The sequence below is a fragment of the Clostridioides sp. LIBA-6622 genome (assembly GCF_056716095.1).
The window spans coordinates 1694334-1713645 of sequence record NZ_CP196998.1 but is presented as its reverse complement, the minus strand read 5'-3'; the positions used below and the strand labels follow the sequence as shown (position 1 = coordinate 1713645).

Annotated in this window: 19 protein-coding genes and 1 riboswitch; of the genes, 4 read left to right on the top strand and 15 right to left on the bottom strand. The window is 26.1% G+C overall.

The window, feature by feature from the left end:
- Positions 1–218: 218 nt before the first annotated feature.
- From ACTG47_RS08170 to ACTG47_RS08160, 3 genes are all read right to left on the bottom strand, one after another.
- Positions 219–1760 (bottom strand): bifunctional diguanylate cyclase/phosphodiesterase, encoded by a 1542-nt coding sequence (locus ACTG47_RS08170; RefSeq protein ID WP_169468119.1) that lies wholly within the window; start codon positions 1758–1760, stop codon positions 219–221.
- A gap of 689 nt (positions 1761–2449) precedes the next feature.
- Positions 2450–4516, bottom strand: coding sequence for an ABC transporter permease subunit/CPBP intramembrane protease (locus tag ACTG47_RS08165; protein ID WP_479926770.1), 2067 nt, complete (start codon positions 4514–4516; stop codon positions 2450–2452).
- Positions 4517–5311, bottom strand: a complete 795-nt coding sequence (locus tag ACTG47_RS08160; RefSeq protein WP_169468121.1) for an ABC transporter ATP-binding protein — start codon at positions 5309–5311, stop codon at positions 4517–4519.
- A 251-nt stretch (positions 5312–5562) separates the two neighbouring features.
- On the opposite strand from ACTG47_RS08160, the gene ACTG47_RS08155 reads away from it, so the two are divergent.
- The gene (locus ACTG47_RS08155; RefSeq protein ID WP_479926769.1) at positions 5563–6513 is read left to right on the top strand and encodes a CotA family spore coat protein; all 951 of its coding nucleotides are present in this window, start codon (positions 5563–5565) and stop codon (positions 6511–6513) included.
- Positions 6514–6651: 138 nt separating this feature from the next.
- Here the strand turns inward: ACTG47_RS08155 and ACTG47_RS08150 are convergent, their stop codons facing one another.
- The 7 genes from ACTG47_RS08150 to ACTG47_RS08120 all read right to left on the bottom strand — a co-directional run bounded on the left by ACTG47_RS08150 (position 6652) and on the right by ACTG47_RS08120 (position 13406).
- The gene (locus tag ACTG47_RS08150) at positions 6652–7833 is read right to left on the bottom strand and encodes a metal-dependent hydrolase family protein (protein WP_479926768.1); all 1182 of its coding nucleotides are present in this window, start codon (positions 7831–7833) and stop codon (positions 6652–6654) included.
- Between the two features lie 282 nt (positions 7834–8115).
- Entirely contained in the window at positions 8116–9384 is a 1269-nt protein-coding gene (locus ACTG47_RS08145; RefSeq protein WP_479926767.1) for a hypothetical protein, read from the bottom strand.
- Between the two features lie 10 nt (positions 9385–9394).
- Complete coding sequence (locus ACTG47_RS08140; RefSeq protein WP_169468125.1) at positions 9395–10207, bottom strand: hypothetical protein; 813 nt, start codon at positions 10205–10207, stop codon at positions 9395–9397.
- Positions 10208–10215: 8 nt separating this feature from the next.
- Positions 10216–11433, bottom strand: a complete 1218-nt coding sequence (locus ACTG47_RS08135; protein WP_479926766.1) for a hypothetical protein — start codon at positions 11431–11433, stop codon at positions 10216–10218.
- Positions 11434–11443: 10 nt separating this feature from the next.
- Complete coding sequence (locus ACTG47_RS08130; RefSeq protein WP_479926765.1) at positions 11444–12268, bottom strand: ABC transporter permease; 825 nt, start codon at positions 12266–12268, stop codon at positions 11444–11446.
- On the bottom strand, positions 12261–12977 hold the full coding sequence (locus ACTG47_RS08125; protein WP_169468130.1) for an ABC transporter ATP-binding protein: 717 nt from the start codon (positions 12975–12977) through the stop codon (positions 12261–12263). The genes ACTG47_RS08130 and ACTG47_RS08125 overlap by 8 nt, the downstream gene beginning before the upstream one ends.
- 72 nt (positions 12978–13049) lie before the next feature.
- Positions 13050–13406, bottom strand: coding sequence for a GntR family transcriptional regulator (locus ACTG47_RS08120; protein ID WP_479926764.1), 357 nt, complete (start codon positions 13404–13406; stop codon positions 13050–13052).
- A gap of 357 nt (positions 13407–13763) precedes the next feature.
- On the opposite strand from ACTG47_RS08120, the gene ACTG47_RS08115 reads away from it, so the two are divergent.
- Genes ACTG47_RS08115 through ACTG47_RS08105 form a run of 3 tightly spaced genes read left to right on the top strand, consistent with a single transcriptional unit; the run spans position 13764 to position 15931 of the window.
- Entirely contained in the window at positions 13764–14222 is a 459-nt protein-coding gene (locus ACTG47_RS08115; RefSeq protein ID WP_479926763.1) for a GyrI-like domain-containing protein, read from the top strand.
- A 3-nt stretch (positions 14223–14225) separates the two neighbouring features.
- Positions 14226–15188: an ABC transporter ATP-binding protein gene (locus ACTG47_RS08110; protein WP_479926762.1), complete on the top strand. Its 963-nt coding sequence runs from the start codon at positions 14226–14228 to the stop codon at positions 15186–15188.
- Complete coding sequence (locus tag ACTG47_RS08105; protein ID WP_479926761.1) at positions 15182–15931, top strand: ABC transporter permease; 750 nt, start codon at positions 15182–15184, stop codon at positions 15929–15931. The genes ACTG47_RS08110 and ACTG47_RS08105 overlap by 7 nt, the downstream gene beginning before the upstream one ends.
- A gap of 49 nt (positions 15932–15980) precedes the next feature.
- On the opposite strand, the gene ACTG47_RS08100 is transcribed toward ACTG47_RS08105, so the two are convergent.
- The 5 genes from ACTG47_RS08100 to ACTG47_RS08080 form a co-directional block, all read right to left on the bottom strand.
- A complete protein-coding gene (locus tag ACTG47_RS08100; protein WP_479926760.1) occupies positions 15981–16283 on the bottom strand; it encodes a PTS sugar transporter subunit IIB in 303 nt (100 codons plus the stop codon).
- 138 nt (positions 16284–16421) lie between these two features.
- Complete coding sequence (gene thiE / locus ACTG47_RS08095; protein ID WP_479926759.1) at positions 16422–17054, bottom strand: thiamine phosphate synthase; 633 nt, start codon at positions 17052–17054, stop codon at positions 16422–16424.
- A gap of 21 nt (positions 17055–17075) precedes the next feature.
- Positions 17076–17867, bottom strand: coding sequence for a hydroxyethylthiazole kinase (gene thiM / locus ACTG47_RS08090; RefSeq protein ID WP_479926758.1), 792 nt, complete (start codon positions 17865–17867; stop codon positions 17076–17078).
- Between the two features lie 23 nt (positions 17868–17890).
- Positions 17891–18685, bottom strand: coding sequence for a bifunctional hydroxymethylpyrimidine kinase/phosphomethylpyrimidine kinase (gene thiD, locus ACTG47_RS08085; RefSeq protein ID WP_479926757.1), 795 nt, complete (start codon positions 18683–18685; stop codon positions 17891–17893).
- 101 nt (positions 18686–18786) lie between these two features.
- Positions 18787–18879: riboswitch (TPP riboswitch) on the bottom strand.
- A gap of 101 nt (positions 18880–18980) precedes the next feature.
- Positions 18981–19283, bottom strand: a complete 303-nt coding sequence (locus tag ACTG47_RS08080) for a GIY-YIG nuclease family protein (protein WP_479926756.1) — start codon at positions 19281–19283, stop codon at positions 18981–18983.
- Positions 19284–19312 lie beyond the last annotated feature (29 nt).

The window sequence follows — 19312 nt, the reverse complement described above, 5'->3', positions numbered from 1 at the left end:
ACTATAGTCCGCTTCCTTTAAAATACATTCTTCTTTCTATTCAAAGATTTATCAATTTACTTTTTAATTAGTATAATATCTTTATATTAATCTCCTTTTAATCTTAGTTAGATATTTTACTACCTTAGAAAGTATATAAAAAAGTTCACAAAAAAATGAACACTATACTAGAGTTCATTTTTAATATAATTTATTAAATTTATAAGATAAATTAAGTCCTATTTTATTGAGCTATACATAATCAATTTTTCAAATTCTTCAATTGGCATTGGTTTTCCAAACAAATATCCTTGTGCCATATCACATTTTACTTCCTTTAAAAGCTCAAACTGTTCTTCTGTCTCAACGCCTTCTGATACCACTTTCATACCTAATTCTTTTGCCATTTCTACAACTTTGGTAACAATTATCTTACTTCTATTGCTATTATAAGTTTCCATAATAAATTTTTGGTCAAGCTTCAAAATATCCATAGGAATTTCTTTTAACATATTTAAAGATGAATAGCCTGAGCCAAAATCATCCATAGATATCAAAAATCCTATCTCTTTTAAATTATTCATTATATCAATTAAAATATCAAAATTATCAAATATAATACTTTCTGTAAGTTCAAGTTCTATATATTTTGCAGGTATATCATATTTATCAATTATATTTTTATATGTTTCTATAAAATTATTGCAATATAAATGTATCCTTGAAACATTAACTGAAATGGTAACTGGATTTATACCTGTATCAATCCATTTTCTAAGCTGTATACATATCTCTTCAAGTACATATAAATCTAAATTTATCACAAAACCATTTTTTTCAAAAAATGGGATAAACTCATTTGGAGGTATTAAACCTTTATCAGAACTTTTCCATCGAACAAGTGCTTCTGAACCTTGTATTTCTCCTGTATTAAGTTCTATTTTAGGTTGCAAATGTACAATAAATTCTTTATTTTCTAAACTTGAAAACATTGTATTTTCCATCTCTTTTTCTTTTATTTCTTGGTCATGAATCTTATTATCATAAAATGCATAAGAACTTTTATGTCCTCCTTTTGCCATTTTATGAGGTATATTAGCCCTATCTATAATTGAGTTAATGTCTCTATCTTCTGAAAGTATAAAGTAGATTCCACAGCTCAAAACAAGTTTATACTTTTCCTCTTGATTATTATTAAATAAATCCAATTCTTCAAATATATTATTTAATCTATTTGTTATATCTTTTTCTTCTGTATATCTCATAATTATAGTAAAATTATCAGCAGATATTCTTGCAAATATCTCATCTTCAAATATATTATTTTTAATAATCTTAGTTAAATTACGTAAAATTTCATTTCCAACTTCATATCCAAATAGGTCATTTATATATTTAAATTTATCAATATCTATGTACAATAAAGCATATTTTTCTTGATTATTTTTGTATAATATTTTGTTAGCATCAATCACAAACTTATCCATAGTACTTGCCCCTGTAAGACTATCTGTATAAGCTATCTTTTGCAATTTAACTCTAAAATTTAATTTATCATATATTATATAGAGGATAAGTAGTACACATATTATAGTCATAATACATATTACCTGTAATGAATATTCACTAATAAATTGATTATTAAACATAATAGATTCAAAGTTATTTAGGGAGTTGTTTTTATAAAATTCATTTAAAGAATAAACTGGTATTGTATGTGTAATTTGTAAAATTATACATATAAATAAAAAAAACATTAATTTTTTTTGTAAATCCCTCATAAAAATTTCCTCCCATTAAAGCACCTCTATTTTATTATAAACTGTTAGCAAATAAGCATATCCCAAAAGTTTCCATTTCTTGTAAAATGGATAGTTTTAAAAAGAAAATAGTAAAATTATAATATAAAAATAAAACTTTTCAGATAACTTAAAGAAAAACAAGCATCTTTTATCAATAATTATATGCCAAAATAATCCAATTTATTTTATATTATACCGATATGAAATGTATAAATCAATAGTTAAGACAACTAATATACTACATTCTATAATTATAGTAGCTAAAAATTTCATGGAATTTAAAATAAATATAAACTATCCATTTTACAAGAAATGACTACTTTTTACTAAAACATAGTATTTGCAACATATTCATGCTTTATTTTTTCTACTTTTTCTTTCTATATTTATTTCGACAAACTAATTCTTAGATTTTATACCTAACTAAATTAAAAAATATATAATTTAAATTTTTTAATACCTCACTTTATAATTGATTTTTTAACTATAAATCTCTAAAATTAAAACTCTTTATTGTTTCATTTATATAATGAAAATATTATATAAATGAAACAATAAAGAGTTTATATAATTGAAAAATAAAGAAAATATATAAAATAGCACTAAAGTATTTTATATATAAGATACTTTAGTGCTATTCAATATTTTAATATATAGTAAATCTATATTTAACTTTTTGAAGATTTTCTATACAAAATTCTTACTCCAAATACAACTAATATAAAACTTATTAAAATAATTAAAATAAATTTAAGTATATTTAAATTGGCAAAATCGACCTCAATAAATTTATATAGATTAGCTACATTTCCAGTTGTATAATGACTTACTACAATTGCTATACTGTTATTCAAAAAATGTAATAACATTGATACAAATATAGAACCAGATTTATATACACTATATGCAAATATAATACCCAGTATAGATGTTGGAATTATTCTTATAAAATCCATATGCATAATACCAAATAATACTCCACTACATATTATAGCCAACTTAACAGACCTCTTCTTATCTTTTGATTTACTAAATGAAGAAAATATAAATCCTCTAAAAAACATTTCTTCACATATCGCTGGTAATAAAGCTATTATTAGTAAATTTAATAAAAACTTGTCTTTCATAAAAAGGGCTTCATTTAAACTTTCAGCAACTTCCATGTTTTGAGGAAACAAGAATAAAATTAGTTGTGTTATAATCATGATAAGAATATATCCACCAATCCAAAGAACAATACTACCAAGTATGTGTTTTAACTTAGGAACTTTCAAGCTAAACACTTCTCTAAAATCAGCTTTAATATAGTATGCAAATATTAATGGTAATGAAATTATCATAAATTGTGTCATTATGATACCACCCATTCCAAATTTTATTTGTACTAAAGAACCAACATAAATTAAAAGTACTAATCCAACTGCGTATAAAATAATACCATCGCTTATAGTTGGTATAGAACCTTTTTTTATATCACATCTTTTCTCTAAAAAAGAAAAGCTTTTACTATTACCAAAAAGTATTTCCTCTGAATTGAACATCTTAGATAGTAATATGATTGCTAATATAACAAAAGCTATATTTGATGCTAGAACCAAAGCTATTAAATTTAAATCACTTTTAAAAGACAATACGCTTTTTATAAGTAGTGATATATTTACCACAGGTATTACAGATGTTACCCTATCTAACACTATATTTGGTATCATAGAGACATATGATGGTATCATAATAATTAACATAAGAGGTGTTATGTAGTTTTGAGCATCTTTAAAACTTTTTGCTAGTGAACATACACACATACTAATTGCTGCCACTACCATCGAAAACAGACATATACAAATTAAAGTAGTTATAATTGGTAAAATTAAACCTCCATAATTGAAATTTCCAAACCCAAATTGACTACTAAGACCTCCACTAATTAAAATAAATGCCATGGTCAATCCCATAGATAAAATATTTAAAATTGCTGTTACTATTGCACTAAGAGAAACAGCCATATATTTTCCCATAACTAATTCTAAATTTGATATTGGAAGCGTAAATAGAGTTTCTAATGTACCTCTTTCCTTTTCTCCAGCCATAACATCTATTGCTGGATATATTGAACCAAGCAAAACCCCTATTATCAATATGAATGGTAATATCTGCCCTAAAAAATAGCCTGCCACTTCTTCTGTCTTTGCAACATCTACAGTGTTATATGTTAAAGGCTCTAATGTAGATTGTACATCTAAACCTTTCTCAGATAATTTTTTTTCTATAGTAAGTCTTTTGTATTTATCTAAAACAGTTTCAATTCTCTTTACTGCATTAGAAGAATTTTCTTGAGAAGAATTCATATATATTTTATAGCTTGTAGATGCTTGTTTTTCTTCTATCTTTATATAGGCATCAATTTTATTTTCTTCTAATGACTTTTTATAATTATCAACATCAAGTATCCTTATCTTTCCTTTATCATTTGCATTTTCTTTTCTTTCAGTATCTTTGCCTAAATTATTTTCTTCAATCATTGATACTAATACATTATTTGGTTTATTATCAAAAGCTATATTTATATCCTTGCTATTCATACTATTTGCAGACATATTCATTACCTGCATCATCAATAACATAAGTAAAGGATACAAAAGAAGTGGTAAAACAATCATCATAAATAATGTCTTTTTATCTCTCAATATATCCAACATTTCTTTTTTAAATATGTATTTTACAATCTTACTTCTCATCTAAACTTCCTCCTTTCTAGCAAGTTTTATAAATACGTCTCTCAAGTTATTTACTCCAGATTCCTCTTTTAAACTCTCTGGTGTTCCTGATGCAATTATTTTTCCATTGTGAATCATAAAAATCTTATCACATAAGGTTTCTGCTTCCTCCATATAATGAGTTGAATACAGAACAGTTTTTCCTCTTAGTTTTTCATTCTTCATAAAATCTATTATAGATGCACTACTTAAAACATCAAGACCCAATGTTGGCTCATCAAAAATGTACACTTTTGGAGAATGTATTAGACAACGAGCTATAGATGTTCTTTGAGTTTGACCAGTTGATAGATTTTCAATTCTATTATCTATAAATTCACTCATATCCATTATCTTTATAACATTTTCAATTGATTCTTCTATATCCTCCTTTGACATTTCGTATAAGCTTCCAAAAGTTGTTAGAAGTTCTCTTGGAGAAAGTCTTCCATATAGTTTTGTATTTCCAGACAAATATCCTATTTCTTTTTTTGCTGAATTTCTATTTACTGAATAATCGTATCCAGAAACACTTATGTACCCTGATGTTGGTGTTAATATCCCCCCTAACATTCTAAGTAATGTCGTTTTTCCCGCACCATTTGGACCTAATATTCCCACAATCTCGCCTTCTGTAACTTTAAAAGAAACATTGTTCACAGCAAGAAATTCTTCTTTTTTAGTTTTTATTTTCTTTAACTTTCCTATTGAATTTTTATTCTTATCATCTTTTACAACCCTTGTAAAAGACTTACATAATTTATCAACCTCAATCATTTATCAAATTACTCCCTTCTTATTTATAGATATATTTATATAAATATAACATATAAACCTTTTTTATATACAGTTTTTTGTTTTAAAATAGATTGTTCATAGAAATTTATACTATCATTTGACAAATTATCTTTTTTTATTCTTTTATAATATCTTTTGTAACATTTTTTTACAAACCAAATATAATATTACTATATAGATAAACTTAATCATCTATATATTCAAATCAAAATATAAAAGGAGTTCATTTAATGGAAAATAATAAATGTAGAGAAAATTTTAGATTTTCTCAAGAATATGAAGAAGGTTATATAAATACAAATGATAGATACTATGATAACTATCAAATAGAAGATAGATATTATGACAATTATCAAACAGATGATAGATGCTATAATTACCCAAGTAAGTGCAAAGAACCTAAAGTAGCTGAACATTGCTGCTGCAAAAAAAGCATGAAAGATGCATTAGAACTTTTAAGATATGATGCAATAAGACCTTTTGTTAATTTCAATCAATTTGCTTTTATTTCAGATTTCTTTATAGTTGGTGCTTATTTAGTAGGTATAGATTACTCTTTACCTCCAAAAGACAATCTATCTGGACTTAATGCTACTTTTAAAAGATTTTCAGCTTGTAACTGCGATTTAATAGATATATCTGGTCAAATATATTATCCTAAACCAATTCCATTGACACTTGGCGGATTAGTTAGTTCAATTGGTACTATTCCAGGGATAGCTGAATTAGTTGCTCTTATAGAGGCAGCAGTACCTGCTAATATAGACCTAGGAGGTATATTAAATTCAATACTTGATGATATAATTGATTATATAGTTGCTACAATAAATCCACTAACAACTGTAGATTTAGCATCATTATGTTCTCTTAAAGCAGTTGCTTTTAATGTTGCACCTGGAGATTATAATGATTTTGTGGCAGCTTTAGGATATTATCTTGATAAAAAACAATATAAAGACTGCAATTGCAACTGTGATTGTGATGATTGTTGTTGTAATAAAGGTATACTTGACAACCTTTATACTTCTAAAATAAATAATCAAGTTACTGTAGTAGCTGGTAGTTTAGTTTTAACTGGTGTTGAAGTTTTAGGTAAGAAAAACGATGTTTTAGTACTTGGAAACTCTAATGACTCAAGAATATACTTTGTATGTGTAGATTCTATAGACTATATTGCATAAAACAATTTTAAAATACTATATTTAAATACAAAATAGCATATATTCTTTAAAATATAAAATATTTGATTGTTACTAATAAAAAAGAGTGTCTATGTAAAATTAACTTTAGACGCTCTTTTTTATTTTTATATTGCTTTCTTATCTAACTTTTTTACCAAGTTTAAATACTGCTAATACCTCAGATAGTACATCTATATTATCTATAGGATTTCCGTTTACAACTATAACATCTGCTTTCTTTCCTTTTTCTAAAGTCCCATAATTTTTATCAATTCTTAAAAGCTCAGATGCAGTTTTTGTGGCAGCCACTATTACATCCATATTATCCATACCATAATCTGACATTAGTTTCATTTCATAATATGTCTTCCCATGCTCATTGTAAGAAGTTCCTGCATCAGAACCAACCGCAATTTTAATTCCTTTTTTATAGGCTTTTAAAAATGATTCTTTATGTGGAATAGCAACAATTTCACACTTTCTAAGAGTAGCCTCAGTTATCCCACTTTCTCTTCCTGCATTTAAAATAAAATATGGAGCAGCTACAGTTGGAACTAAGTATGTTCCTCTTTCTAACATCAAATCGATTATCTCATCATCTAAATAAACACCATGTTCTATAGAAGTTATTCCTGCAAGTACTGCATTTTTTATACCTGTTCTACCTTGTGCATGTGTAGCTGTTATTTTGCCTGCTTTTACAGCCTCCTCTACAGCAACCTTCATTTCTTCTAAAGTCAATTGTGGTGAACCTGGCTCAACTCCATCAGTTGTCACACCTCCAGTTGCCATTATCTTTACACAGTCTACTCCATTCTTTAAAACTGTTCTGGCTGATTTTCTACATTCATCTACACCATCACTTTCAATGCCAAAGTAGTATCCATGACCTCCTGTCATGCATATAACTGGACCTGAAGTAACTATACCAGGACCATCTATAGACCCCTTGTCTACAAGACTTTTAAGTTGTACATCCACATATTTAGGGCAACCTAGACTTCTAATATATGTTACTCCTGAATCTAAATAAGCATCAAGTTGTTTTATTGTATTTACCACAAGCTCTACATCTGATACATTGTCATAATAAACCTTTGGATTTCCAACTGGCTCCATTGTCAAGTGAACATGACAATTCATAATTCCTGGCATAACAGTTTTATCTAAGTAATCATATACATCATATCCATTTAAATCTTCTCTTATATCTTCAATTTCAACTATAGTATCTCCCTCAATAATTACACCCTTATTTTTCATAATACTATTTCCTGTTCCATCAATTAAATTTCCTGCTTTAATATATTTTTTGTTCATCTTAAAGTGCTCCCCCTTTTTAAGTATATTGTATTATTTAGTTATTATTTTTAATATTCTAATAATTAATTTTACCACTATACTCATACTATTTCAAATCTAAGTGAATTAAATTCAAGTTAAATGGTTATGTATAAAGCAAAAAAATAGCAAAAAACTCTTTATACTAAATTTAAAAATAAGATAAAATAATCAAAACATATTTATGATTATCTCATCTTATTTCTATTTAATATATATTAAATATATAACAACATAAATTGATGTAATTAACAATATCATCTAATTTGCAACAAAAAATAACTTGTCATGTAAACTTATATCTCCATTTATTAGCTCAGCTTCATATAATGTCTTTTTACGTTTAATATCAAATACCTGAAATTTTACTGGTTTAGTTCCAATTACATCAAAGACCTCTTTACTTCCTTTTTTCTCTCCTGATAGAGTCTCTTTTATGTTTGAAATAGAATATATCTTATCATCTAATAACTTAACTTTTCTAATTCCAGATGACATATTATTATAATCTACTTTAAAATCAAGTATCTCATAATGCTCTAGTTTAATATCATTTGAATCAATATTATAAACAAGATTAATTACAGAATTACTCATGTCTGTAACTATAAGATTCAACTTATTGTTTTTGACAATATAATCTAGCTTTGTTTTGCTTAATAAGCCCATTTCTTTTGGATTGGCATTTTTTTCTTGATTTAGATTATCCATAAATTTATTACTAATATTAAAAGCATTATCTTCTATATCATATACAATAAAGTTAGAATAATTATCATACCCCTCAATATTTCCATTTGTACTTTTATTATTTAACATTTCTAAATAGATTTTGCTTCCTATAGAAAATTTGATTTCATGTATATTTTGTTTATATCCATTATGTAAGTCTAAATTAAACCTGTTTAATAATTTATAAGACTTATCTTTTATATCTATCTTTAATATGCAAATGTTATTGACTTTAGAATCTGAAAGATTAGTTTCGCTAACTGCCATATATAAGTTACCTTTATATATTTTATTAAACACAGTTTGACAACTATTTTCTTTAAAATCAGCTTCTTTTAAATTAATATTAAAACTTTCTTCTAAGTCACTTTTTAAATCTTTATTTGAAATCTTTATACAATCATTTAATTTATCATTTTCTTGTTCCAAAGTAGACTTAATGGAAGTATATGCCTCTCCTATATTTAAATTATCTTTATATACAAATTCATATCCTCTATTATTAATAAAATCGCTGTATTTTTTATCTATATTCAAATAATCATTTCCAATTTTTGATTTAGGATTTGTATCATTTTTTATTCCATTCTTACTTATAATTACCTCTTCATAAGAAAATTTATTTATATTAGGCGTATATACTAAACTTACTTTTCCTATGTCTTTTATATTACCCTTTAAAGTATTTATGGATAGTTTGTCTTTATTAAAATAACTCAACATCGAAGTCATAACAATCATCAATAAACACGCTATTATAAAATATATTGTATATTTTCCTATATTTTTTTCTTTCATAATACACCTCCTAAAAATCAATTTTTTGCTTCAAAAGTTTATTAGATATAAAGCTACACATAAATATGTTTATACTTGAATATAAGATAACAAATATATTACTGTATTCATAGGGTATAATAAATTCCACAGAAATTACAAATACTATAATTTCCAAAACTAAAAACATGAAACTTATTAAAGTACTTAGTTTATAAATGGATTTATTTATAAGAATTGATGTAAACACTACAGACACAAATCCTATCAGTAAAAATATATACTCTACAAATAATATTTCAAAACTATATGGAAGTAACATTTTTAACTTATATATTGTTTCTTGTACAAAACCATAGTTTGCAATATTTCCAAGCATATAATTAGGCAACACTTTGCTTACAACAAATAAAATTATTGTAAATATTATTGTGTAACTATACACTAAAAATACTATATTTAATAATTTTGATATATAAATATTGATTCTATTTCTAGGAAGCATTATAAGTGTATATATAGATTTGCTTCTCCCATCAAAATCCCTATACCAGATAAAAAAAGCATAGCAAATACATGCAATTATACCAAACATAAACCATGATTCTGTAGAACTCATTATATTTCTAAAACTTGAGAAACCTGTCAAATTTATTGTTTCTATTGTATCTCCTATTTTCGTTAACTGCTCATCTTTAACTGCATTTTCTATTATATAATTATAATCATTTAAATTTCTTACTATATTTAAAACCACAAAAGAACAACAACAACAAATTATAAATATATAATTTTTTATATTTCTTTTTAATTCAAATTCGAATAATTTTATTAAATCCTTCATTAATTCACCTACTTTATTTCAAATTCTAAACTACTATTTGAAGTATTAAACTGTAATTTTCCTTCGTACACTATTTCATTAGAGTTTTTATTTATTATATACAACGTAAATTTATCATCCCAAGGTAATACAGGGTCTAGCTTTGATGTATATATAATGATTTTATTTGAGTCAATCTCAACATTTTTAACTCCTCTTTTTTCTTTGTCATCTAAAACATACTTATCTTCACTCATATTCTTATCCAACATATTATAAGTAAGTAAACTTAACTTTGTACCTGGACTGTCATCATAATCATTTGACATTACCATATATAATTTATTATCTTTTAGAGTTGCTTTTACTAAATTATTCATTCTATCATCAGTTTTTAATTCTATTATTTTTTCTTTATTTTCTTCAACATTATACTCAAGTAAATGCTCAAATAGAGTAAATTCAGAATTATTATTACCATCTATATTTGCCTTTAATACTTCTACTAAAATATACATTTTATCTTGACCTTTACTAGCATATCCTACACGAATAGTATCTACATTTGAATATTTTTCAAAAAAATAATTACTTAAATTTATACTTTTTATCGTCTGTATTTTTTTATTTTTGGGGTTAATTTTTATTATATCTATGGTACTTAAGCCTTCTTTGTTGGTTTCTGATGAATCTCCTATAGCACCATAAAATACAGACACATATAAGTCTTTTTTATATCTTTTTGATGATAGTACCTTTGTATAATAATCATCAGTACTTTTATCTACTTTATATTTCGTTCTTTTAAAATTATTCATATCTAATTTTTCATATTCAATGTCCTTATCACTTCCTTCAGATGCAAATACACCTTTGTCCAAATCTTCTTTTTTCTCATCTATAACAAAATTTATATCTTTTGAATTATCATTTGTTTCAAAACCAACATGAGCAATTAAATCGGAACCACTAGATACATCAATTAAATTGTTTATATTTTCACTCTCTTTTTGTTGTTTCACTAATTCAGTCTTTTTAACTTTATTGTTTCCATTTATTGTATAATATGAATTTATATATCCATTAAAATTATATCCAAACTTTATGTTTATATAGTCTAATTCATCTGGGTCACCTTTTATAGTTTTTATCTGCAAATTGTCTTCATTATTTAACAAACCTATACTAAAATATATTACTAGAGTCAAAAATATAATAAGTATAGATGTTTTAGATTTTAATTTCATACCACCCCTCCTAAAGAGATACTTTCTTTTTAATTAGTAAATAAGATATTCCATTTAGAATAAACATTATAATTAAAAAGCTTAGCACACCAGCTACTAAAGTATTAAATTGTGTTCCAATGAACACATAATATTTTCTAAACAAATTGATTATATTTATATATACTGTTGAAAAATACAGACCTATTAAAATCACAAAAGTGATTAAAAGCACATAAAGCTTATTTATATAAGAAAATACAAATAATATGAAACAATTTGCAATAGAAATAGCTACAAGTAATAAAAATACATAAATCTCCATAAAAGATATAAAATCAACAGGTATACTCCTCAAAGTTGAATAATATAAATCTTGTGCAAAAGACATATTGATTATTGGCAAATTTCTAAAGATAAAATTAAATATGTATTTACATACAAACAATGTTGCTATCTGACTTATCAAAAAACCATATATCATTGTTATCAAAGTAATTGATTTAGATATGCAAATCTTAAACTTACTCTGAGGTAGCATCATAAGAATATAGATACTTTGATTTTTTGAAAAAAACTCCCTTTTCCACATAAAAACATAGTATACAAATAACCCTAATATTCCTAATAATAGTATATTTTGGATAAACCTAAGATTACTAAGTATCCCTATTCCATAAAATATACCTCCAAAATTATCTACTGCTAAGTTTAGAATAAATTTGGAATTCTTAAATTTATTCATTTCATATAAATTTAAACTAAGCGTAATTAATGAAAAAAATGATATATAAGTTATGTAAAACTTGTTATTTCTTCTTAAATCTACATTTATTAGATATAGAAGTTTATTCATTCTTATATACCTCCCTCATCTTATCCAATATAGATTTACCTTCTCTTTCTCTTAATTCCTCCGCATTAAACGAAGTTATAATCTTACCTTCATCAAGAATTACAACCTCATCAACTAGACTTTCTATCTCTACTATTTCATGAGTAGTTATGATAATAGCTTGATTTTCCTCCATATATTGTGCTATTACTCCTATAAACTCTTCCCTTTTAAATAAATCAATTCCTGTAAATGGTTCATCAAGTAGTATATATTCTGGGTCTTGGCAAAATCCAAGGATTAATTTTACTCTCGCAATGTTTCCTTTTGATAAATTATCGATTATTTCATCTTCATCTAATTTAAATATATTCATCATTTCTTTTGACTTTTCTTTATTCCATTTTGAATAAAAAATTTCCATAAATTCAAAAGTTTCTTTTATTGTTGTATTACTAAAATGAGATTCTACATCTGGAACAAATGCTAGTTTATTATATATCTTTTCATTTATCTTTTCTCCATCTATACAAATCTCTCCACTATCAATATTTATGAGTCCTGCTATTGCTTTTAACAGTGTTGACTTACCGACACCATTTATCCCAAGTAATGCAGTTATTTTACCTTTTTCTATATTAAAGCTTACATTCTTTAAAGCATCTATCTTTCTTATTTTAAGACCTTGCATCCTTTTATATGTTTTACTTACATTTTTTATTTCTATCATATTTAATATCCTCCATATCTAATATGCTTGTATAATAAATTTTCTAAATTAAGTTTTATACTTGTTAAAAGATTAATACTCTTCTTCTATTATCTTTAAAACTTCATCTTTAGTAACATTTATTGCTTTCATATTTTCTATAAAAACAAATAATGATTCATTTATCAATTCTAACTTTAAGTTTTTTAATATATCTTCATCAACTGTTACACTACTTTGATAGTTTTTAAAAGTGTTTATTATATCCATATCTCCCATCTCCTTATATGCTCTTTGAACAGTATTTAGATTTACTTTTAGATTAAGTGCCATTTCTCTTCTTGACGGTATCGTATCTCCTGGTTTCAACTCTCCTGTTACTATTTGTCTTTTTATATATTTTATTATCTGCAAATAAATGGGTGTTGTATTATCTAGTTCAAAATTCATGCTTCCTCCTATTCTAGTGTATTAATACGTTAGTACACTTACTTTAAAAAAATACACCTTTAATTCGTATTTTATTTAATATTCTATTAAGTGTATTATACGATTAATACACTTAGTTTGTAAATACCTTTTTATAATTTACACTTTATTTTAATTTATTAAGACATTGAAAGTAAAGCTTAAATTATAACTTTACAAAATGGAGCACCAAATGAGAGGATATATATTTTATGTTATGTTAGACTTGAAAACAAGTAAATGAGATAAGATTATCTATTATCAACCATTTAAAAATTTTATATGTATTGACATTCAAAAATCTAGTAAGAATATTAACACATATTAGGAGGTAAACAAATGAGTTATAAAATTGAAATCAAAAATATTGAACCAGTCATAGCAGCTACTATGCGTTATAATGGACCTATGACTGAAGCAACAAAATATTTTCCAAATGTATTTAAATCTATAAAAGGAAAATCTAATGGAGCTCCATTCTTTTGTTACTATAATGTTGACCAAGAAACTGGTGTTGGAGAAATGGAGTTATGTGTTCCAACCTCAGAAACTCCAAATCGTATTGGTATAAATATAAAAGAATTTCCTAAGACAAAAGCTTTGTTTTTTACTCATATAGGTGCTTATAGTAATTTACCAAAAACGTATGAAATGATATTTAAATATATTCATGAAAACAATATAGAAATACAAGCTCCTTGGAGAGAAGTATTTATTAAAGGACCAGGTATGCTGATAAAAGGAAATCCAGATAAGTATATTACAGAAATCATATTTCCACTTAAAGAGGAGGAATAATACATGTTAGCAATTGAAATAGACAATTTAGTAAAAGAGTATAAAAACGGTGTGAAAGCTTTAAATGGTCTAAGTTTTAATGTAAACGCTGGAGAGATTTTTTCTTTACTTGGTCCTAACGGTGCTGGTAAATCTTCTCTTATCAACATTTTGACTACTTTTTACAAACCTACATCTGGAAATGTAACAATCTTTGAAAAAGATTTAGTAGATAATCCCTCTTGGATACGTACTCAAATTGCTTGTGTAGCACAACAAACCTCTATTGATGAACACCTATCTCTTATGGAAAATATGATATTTCAAAGCAAGATGTATAAAGTAGAACCTCAAATTACAAAACAAAGAATAGAATCTTTAATTGATAAATTCGAGTTATCTAATTACTTAAAATATCCTACTTCATCATATTCTGGTGGAGTAAAGCGTAGATTAGACATAGCTATGAATATGGTATCTGCTCCTAAAATTCTATTTTTGGATGAACCAACTGTTGGTATGGATGTAGATTCAAGAAAATCTATGTGGGATATGTTATTAAAAATTAGAGATGAGTATGGCACAACTATATTTCTAACTACTCATTATCTTGAAGAAGCTGAACAATTGAGTGATAACATTTGCATTATGAAGAATGGAAAGGATTTAGCACAGGGAACGCCATCTAGTTTACGTAGTTACATTAGGCAAAATATATTGCGTATAGTTTTTCATGATATAAAAGATATAAAAAAATATAAAGATGCAATTAAAAATACTGGTTTTGTTAAGTTTATGAGTATAAGAGAGAATTCAATCTTTATAAGTGTACATGATAGTAGAATTGCTTTTACTTCAATAAATAAATGGCTTTTAGAGCATGACATAAAATTTGATGCAATAGAAATTGTAGAGCCAAGCCTTGAAGATGTTTTTTTAGCACTAACAAGTTCTAAAAAAAGCTCAAAGGAGGAATGGGAATGTTAAATATCTTATGGCGTAGTATGAAATGGCGTTTTAAAAATCCAATATCGTTTATAGTTACTATATTACAACCTTTTCTTTGGCTTGTTCTTTATAGCTCTATTGCAAATCAAACTATGAATAATATGAATATTGATAATTATACTGCTTTCATTCTACCAGGTATTATTATACTAGTTATATTTTCATCATGTAGTAGTGGGGGTATTATCAACTTCATAATGAAGAACAGTGGAAGTTTCTATAGAGTCTTGATTGCTCCTATTAGTAGATACTCAATTGTATTTGGTCAATTACTAGAAGCTATCTTAGTTTCTTTCTTAGAAGTAACAGTTTTATGTGTAGTAAGTATATTCTTCTCAGTAAGGATAGAATCTGGACTTGGAGGAATTATACTTATGATAGTACTAATATTTATGACTGCATTTTTTTTATCAAGTCTTGCTTATTCTATAAGTCTGTTGTTGCCAAATGAAATAATTTATGAAACAATTATGACTGCAATTGTGCTTCCTATTTTCTTTTTAAGTTCAGCTCTTTTCCCTATAGAAACTTTATCTGGAGGATTAAAAATAGCTGTTATGCTAAATCCATTTACCCATGTTATTAATGCTTTACGTAGTTTAATATTTGGTGAAACTATTCTTATTGGAGATATATTACCTGTTATCCTATTATTTTTAATATTATGCTGTGCAAGTTTTTCACTTGCTATGTGGAGACTAAAAAAGGAAATGATAAGTTAATTTATAATAAAAAGTGAACTCTATTATATAGAGTTCACTTTCAGATGATTTATTTTAATATTTCTAAAACCGAATTTAATACAGCGTGACCATTACAAGTTCCATAGTTCACCATATCTATTATAGATACTGGAGCTCTATCTCCTACTATAGATTTTACATCATCAAACATAAATCTAAGCTGTGGTCCAAGAAGTAAAATATCAAAATTATCAAGTTCTGATTCTATATTTCCTTCTCCAGCTGCCCATATTTTACACTCTATATTTCTTTTTTTTGCATCTTTCTCCATTTTATTTACCAATAAAGTAGAAGACATACCTCCAACACACACTAACAATATCCTAATCATTCATAACTCCTTTTTAATCAAATCTACATATATCTTGATTAAAAAGTATATGTAGAAAAGTTTATCATTTATAACTTTTTAAATTTTACTCTTAAATTATATCAAATTTTTCCATTTTTTTCACTATTAGAGATAATTTTATATTTTTAATGTCCACTTTTCTACCTCTTTAGATATATCTTTAGCCTTTAATATAGCAGATATTATAGCATACCCATCACTGTTTAAGCTCTTAAGCTCCTCTACATTGTCTAGTTTTATGCCTCCAATTAATACAAATGGTATCTCTACTTTTTCTTTAATTTCTTTGATAGTTTCAAATGAAGCAGATTTTGCATCTAATTTAGTAGATGTTGTAAATATAGACCCTATACCTAAATAATCTGCTCCATCGTTTTTGGCACATATAGCTTCTTCTAAAGTTCTTGCTGATACTCCTAATATCTTATCATTTCCTATAAGCTTTCTAACTTCTCTCGCATCAATATCACTTTGACCTACGTGTACTCCATCTGCATCACAGATAAGTGCTATATCAACTCTATCATTTACTATAAACTTAACTCCGTATCTTTTAGTCATTTCTCTAAGCTTCATAGCTTTTTTTAAAAATTCTCTTCCAGTAGCATTTTTTTCTCTAAGTTGCACAGTTGTAATTCCAGAAGCTATTGCATCTTCAATACACTTGTAAAAATCTCTACCCTCAATCATTTCAGAGTCAGTTACTAAATACAGCTTTAAGTCTTTTTTTAAATTTTCTTTATCTATCATTTTAAGTCTCCTCTTAAACCCTTATTCATTTAAAAATTCGATATTAGAATTTTTACTTAAAGTCTCTATATTCATTTTATAAATAGTATTCATAAGATTTTCTTTAAATGTTCCTATTGGTGGATTGTTTAGATTTGCCAACTCTCCACTTAAAGACATTGTAAGAACACCCATTGTAGCTGCTTCTAATGTGTTCTCAGTAACAGCCATAAAACTTGCAATTAAACTAGCAGTCATACATCCAGTTCCTGTAACTCCTTTTAATTTATCAGTTCCATTATTTATTTTATATGTATTTTTACCATTTGTTATTATATCTACTTTTCCAGTTGCTACTACTATACATTCAAGCTTTTCAGAAACTTTTCTTATTATATCAGTAGAATCTTCTTCCTCGTCAAATGAATCCACACCTTTTCCTCTGACATCAAAACCACCTATAAACTTTATTTCTGCCATATTACCCTTAACTACATTAAATTTGATTTCATTTAGAAGTTTACTTGTAAGTTCTGCTCTAGCTTTACTTGCAAATACTCCAACTGGGTCTAATATAACAGGTTTATTGTATTTATTTGCTGCTTTTCCTGCTAATAAAAATAAATCTAACATATTTGAATTCATTGTTCCTATATTTATTACTACAGAATTTGCTATACTTACCATTTCTTCTACTTCTTCATATGAGAAGCTCATAAGAGGACTTGCTCCTATGGCTAGGGTTACATTAGCACAGTCATTTATAGTTACATTATTAGTGTAATGAATTACCAATGGATTTGATTTTTTTACATCTTCAATTAAATTATACATAGTCTACCTCCAACAATTTTTTATTATTCAAATTTATAAAAATGATGAACTGGTCCTACTCCATGACCTATGTCAAAACTATTTTTTATTGCCTCTGTTATATAGATTTTTCCTAAATTTACTGCTTCTGTTATTTCATAACCCAAAGCCAAATAAGAGGTTATTGCAGAAGATAATGTACACCCTGTTCCATGTGTATTTTTTTTATCAATTCTTTCACTTTTATAAACTTTAAACATGTTTTTACCAACTAAAATATCCACTGCTTCTCCATCTAAATGCCCTCCTTTCATAAGGACAAACTTAGGACCAAGCTGTAGTATTTCTTTTCCTACTCTATTCATATCATCTATATTATTTATTTTTATTCCTGTGATTTCTTCTGCCTCTGGGATATTTGGTGTAATTATGTATGCAAGTGGCATCAAGTATTTAATTAGATTTTCTTTTGCTTCTGGTTTTAATAAATAATATCCACTTTTAGATATCATTACAGGGTCTACTACCAAATATTTTGGATTGTATTTCTTTATATTTTCAACTATTTCAAGTATAATCTCAGGACTTGAGACCATTCCTATTTTTACAGCTTTTGGAGGTATATCTTCAAATACTGCCTCTATCTGTTTTTTTATTATTTCCTTACTTAAATCTTCTACTGCAAGAACCCCTTGAGTGTTTTGTGCTGTTATAGCTGTTATTACACTCATACCATAAGTGCCAATTGCACTAAAAGTCTTCAAATCAGCTTGAATTCCAGCTCCTCCAGATGAATCTGACCCAGCTATTGTAAGTGTTGGTATTTCATAATTACTCATTTATTCCCTCCTAAAGTTTAATTTAAATAACTTAATTAAAAAAGCCATACCTACAATAGGTATAGCTTAGAAATCGCATATATCACAAATAATATACACTTAAGTTTTATACTAAGCTTTCCTACGCTGGTATTATCCAGATCAGGTGTAAGGGTCGGTATTCCTCTCAGCTCTTGGCTCCCCTAGCTACTTTAATTTATTATATTTATAACTTCATTATATTACAATAGTATTTATTGTCAAGTTTTTACATCATATACACTTATTATAATGTTATGATAAAGATTTATACTAATTATTCTATTTCTTTTCCAACAATATAATCATCTTTATTATCAATTAAATCTATAAGTGTCTCTGGATTTTTTATTATAGATAATTTTTTGTTTCTAGTTAATTTCTTTATATAGCATTCCAATTTCATTGCACTACTTTTTGTGTTGGTTACAAAATAAACTTCTAGTTTTTTAAATCCCTTTGCCCTTGTATATTTTGAATTAATTCCCAACTTATGTTCCTTCATCCTTCTAACTATATTACTGGTATATCCAGTATATAGAGAATCATCTTTACATCTTATAATATATGTAAAATACATTTCAAATCACATCCTTATTAAATATATAA

Coding starts and splice junctions, on each gene's coding strand:
- ACTG47_RS08105 (WP_479926761.1), top strand. CDS start 15,182: ATGTTAAATATCTTATGGCGTAGTATGAAATGGCGTTTTAAAAATCCA.
- ACTG47_RS08145 (WP_479926767.1), bottom strand. CDS start 9,384: ATGAAAGAAAAAAATATAGGAAAATATACAATATATTTTATAATAGCG.
- thiM (WP_479926758.1), bottom strand. CDS start 17,867: ATGTATAATTTAATTGAAGATGTAAAAAAATCAAATCCATTGGTAATT.
- ACTG47_RS08150 (WP_479926768.1), bottom strand. CDS start 7,833: ATGAACAAAAAATATATTAAAGCAGGAAATTTAATTGATGGAACAGGA.
- ACTG47_RS08115 (WP_479926763.1), top strand. CDS start 13,764: ATGAGTTATAAAATTGAAATCAAAAATATTGAACCAGTCATAGCAGCT.
- ACTG47_RS08130 (WP_479926765.1), bottom strand. CDS start 12,268: ATGAATAAACTTCTATATCTAATAAATGTAGATTTAAGAAGAAATAAC.
- ACTG47_RS08155 (WP_479926769.1), top strand. CDS start 5,563: ATGGAAAATAATAAATGTAGAGAAAATTTTAGATTTTCTCAAGAATAT.
- thiD (WP_479926757.1), bottom strand. CDS start 18,685: ATGAGTAATTATGAAATACCAACACTTACAATAGCTGGGTCAGATTCA.
- ACTG47_RS08110 (WP_479926762.1), top strand. CDS start 14,226: ATGTTAGCAATTGAAATAGACAATTTAGTAAAAGAGTATAAAAACGGT.
- ACTG47_RS08100 (WP_479926760.1), bottom strand. CDS start 16,283: ATGATTAGGATATTGTTAGTGTGTGTTGGAGGTATGTCTTCTACTTTA.
- ACTG47_RS08080 (WP_479926756.1), bottom strand. CDS start 19,283: ATGTATTTTACATATATTATAAGATGTAAAGATGATTCTCTATATACT.
- ACTG47_RS08140 (WP_169468125.1), bottom strand. CDS start 10,207: ATGAAGGATTTAATAAAATTATTCGAATTTGAATTAAAAAGAAATATA.
- ACTG47_RS08120 (WP_479926764.1), bottom strand. CDS start 13,406: ATGAATTTTGAACTAGATAATACAACACCCATTTATTTGCAGATAATA.
- ACTG47_RS08165 (WP_479926770.1), bottom strand. CDS start 4,516: ATGAGAAGTAAGATTGTAAAATACATATTTAAAAAAGAAATGTTGGAT.
- thiE (WP_479926759.1), bottom strand. CDS start 17,054: ATGATAGATAAAGAAAATTTAAAAAAAGACTTAAAGCTGTATTTAGTA.
- ACTG47_RS08170 (WP_169468119.1), bottom strand. CDS start 1,760: ATGAGGGATTTACAAAAAAAATTAATGTTTTTTTTATTTATATGTATA.
- ACTG47_RS08160 (WP_169468121.1), bottom strand. CDS start 5,311: ATGATTGAGGTTGATAAATTATGTAAGTCTTTTACAAGGGTTGTAAAA.
- ACTG47_RS08135 (WP_479926766.1), bottom strand. CDS start 11,433: ATGAAATTAAAATCTAAAACATCTATACTTATTATATTTTTGACTCTA.
- ACTG47_RS08125 (WP_169468130.1), bottom strand. CDS start 12,977: ATGATAGAAATAAAAAATGTAAGTAAAACATATAAAAGGATGCAAGGT.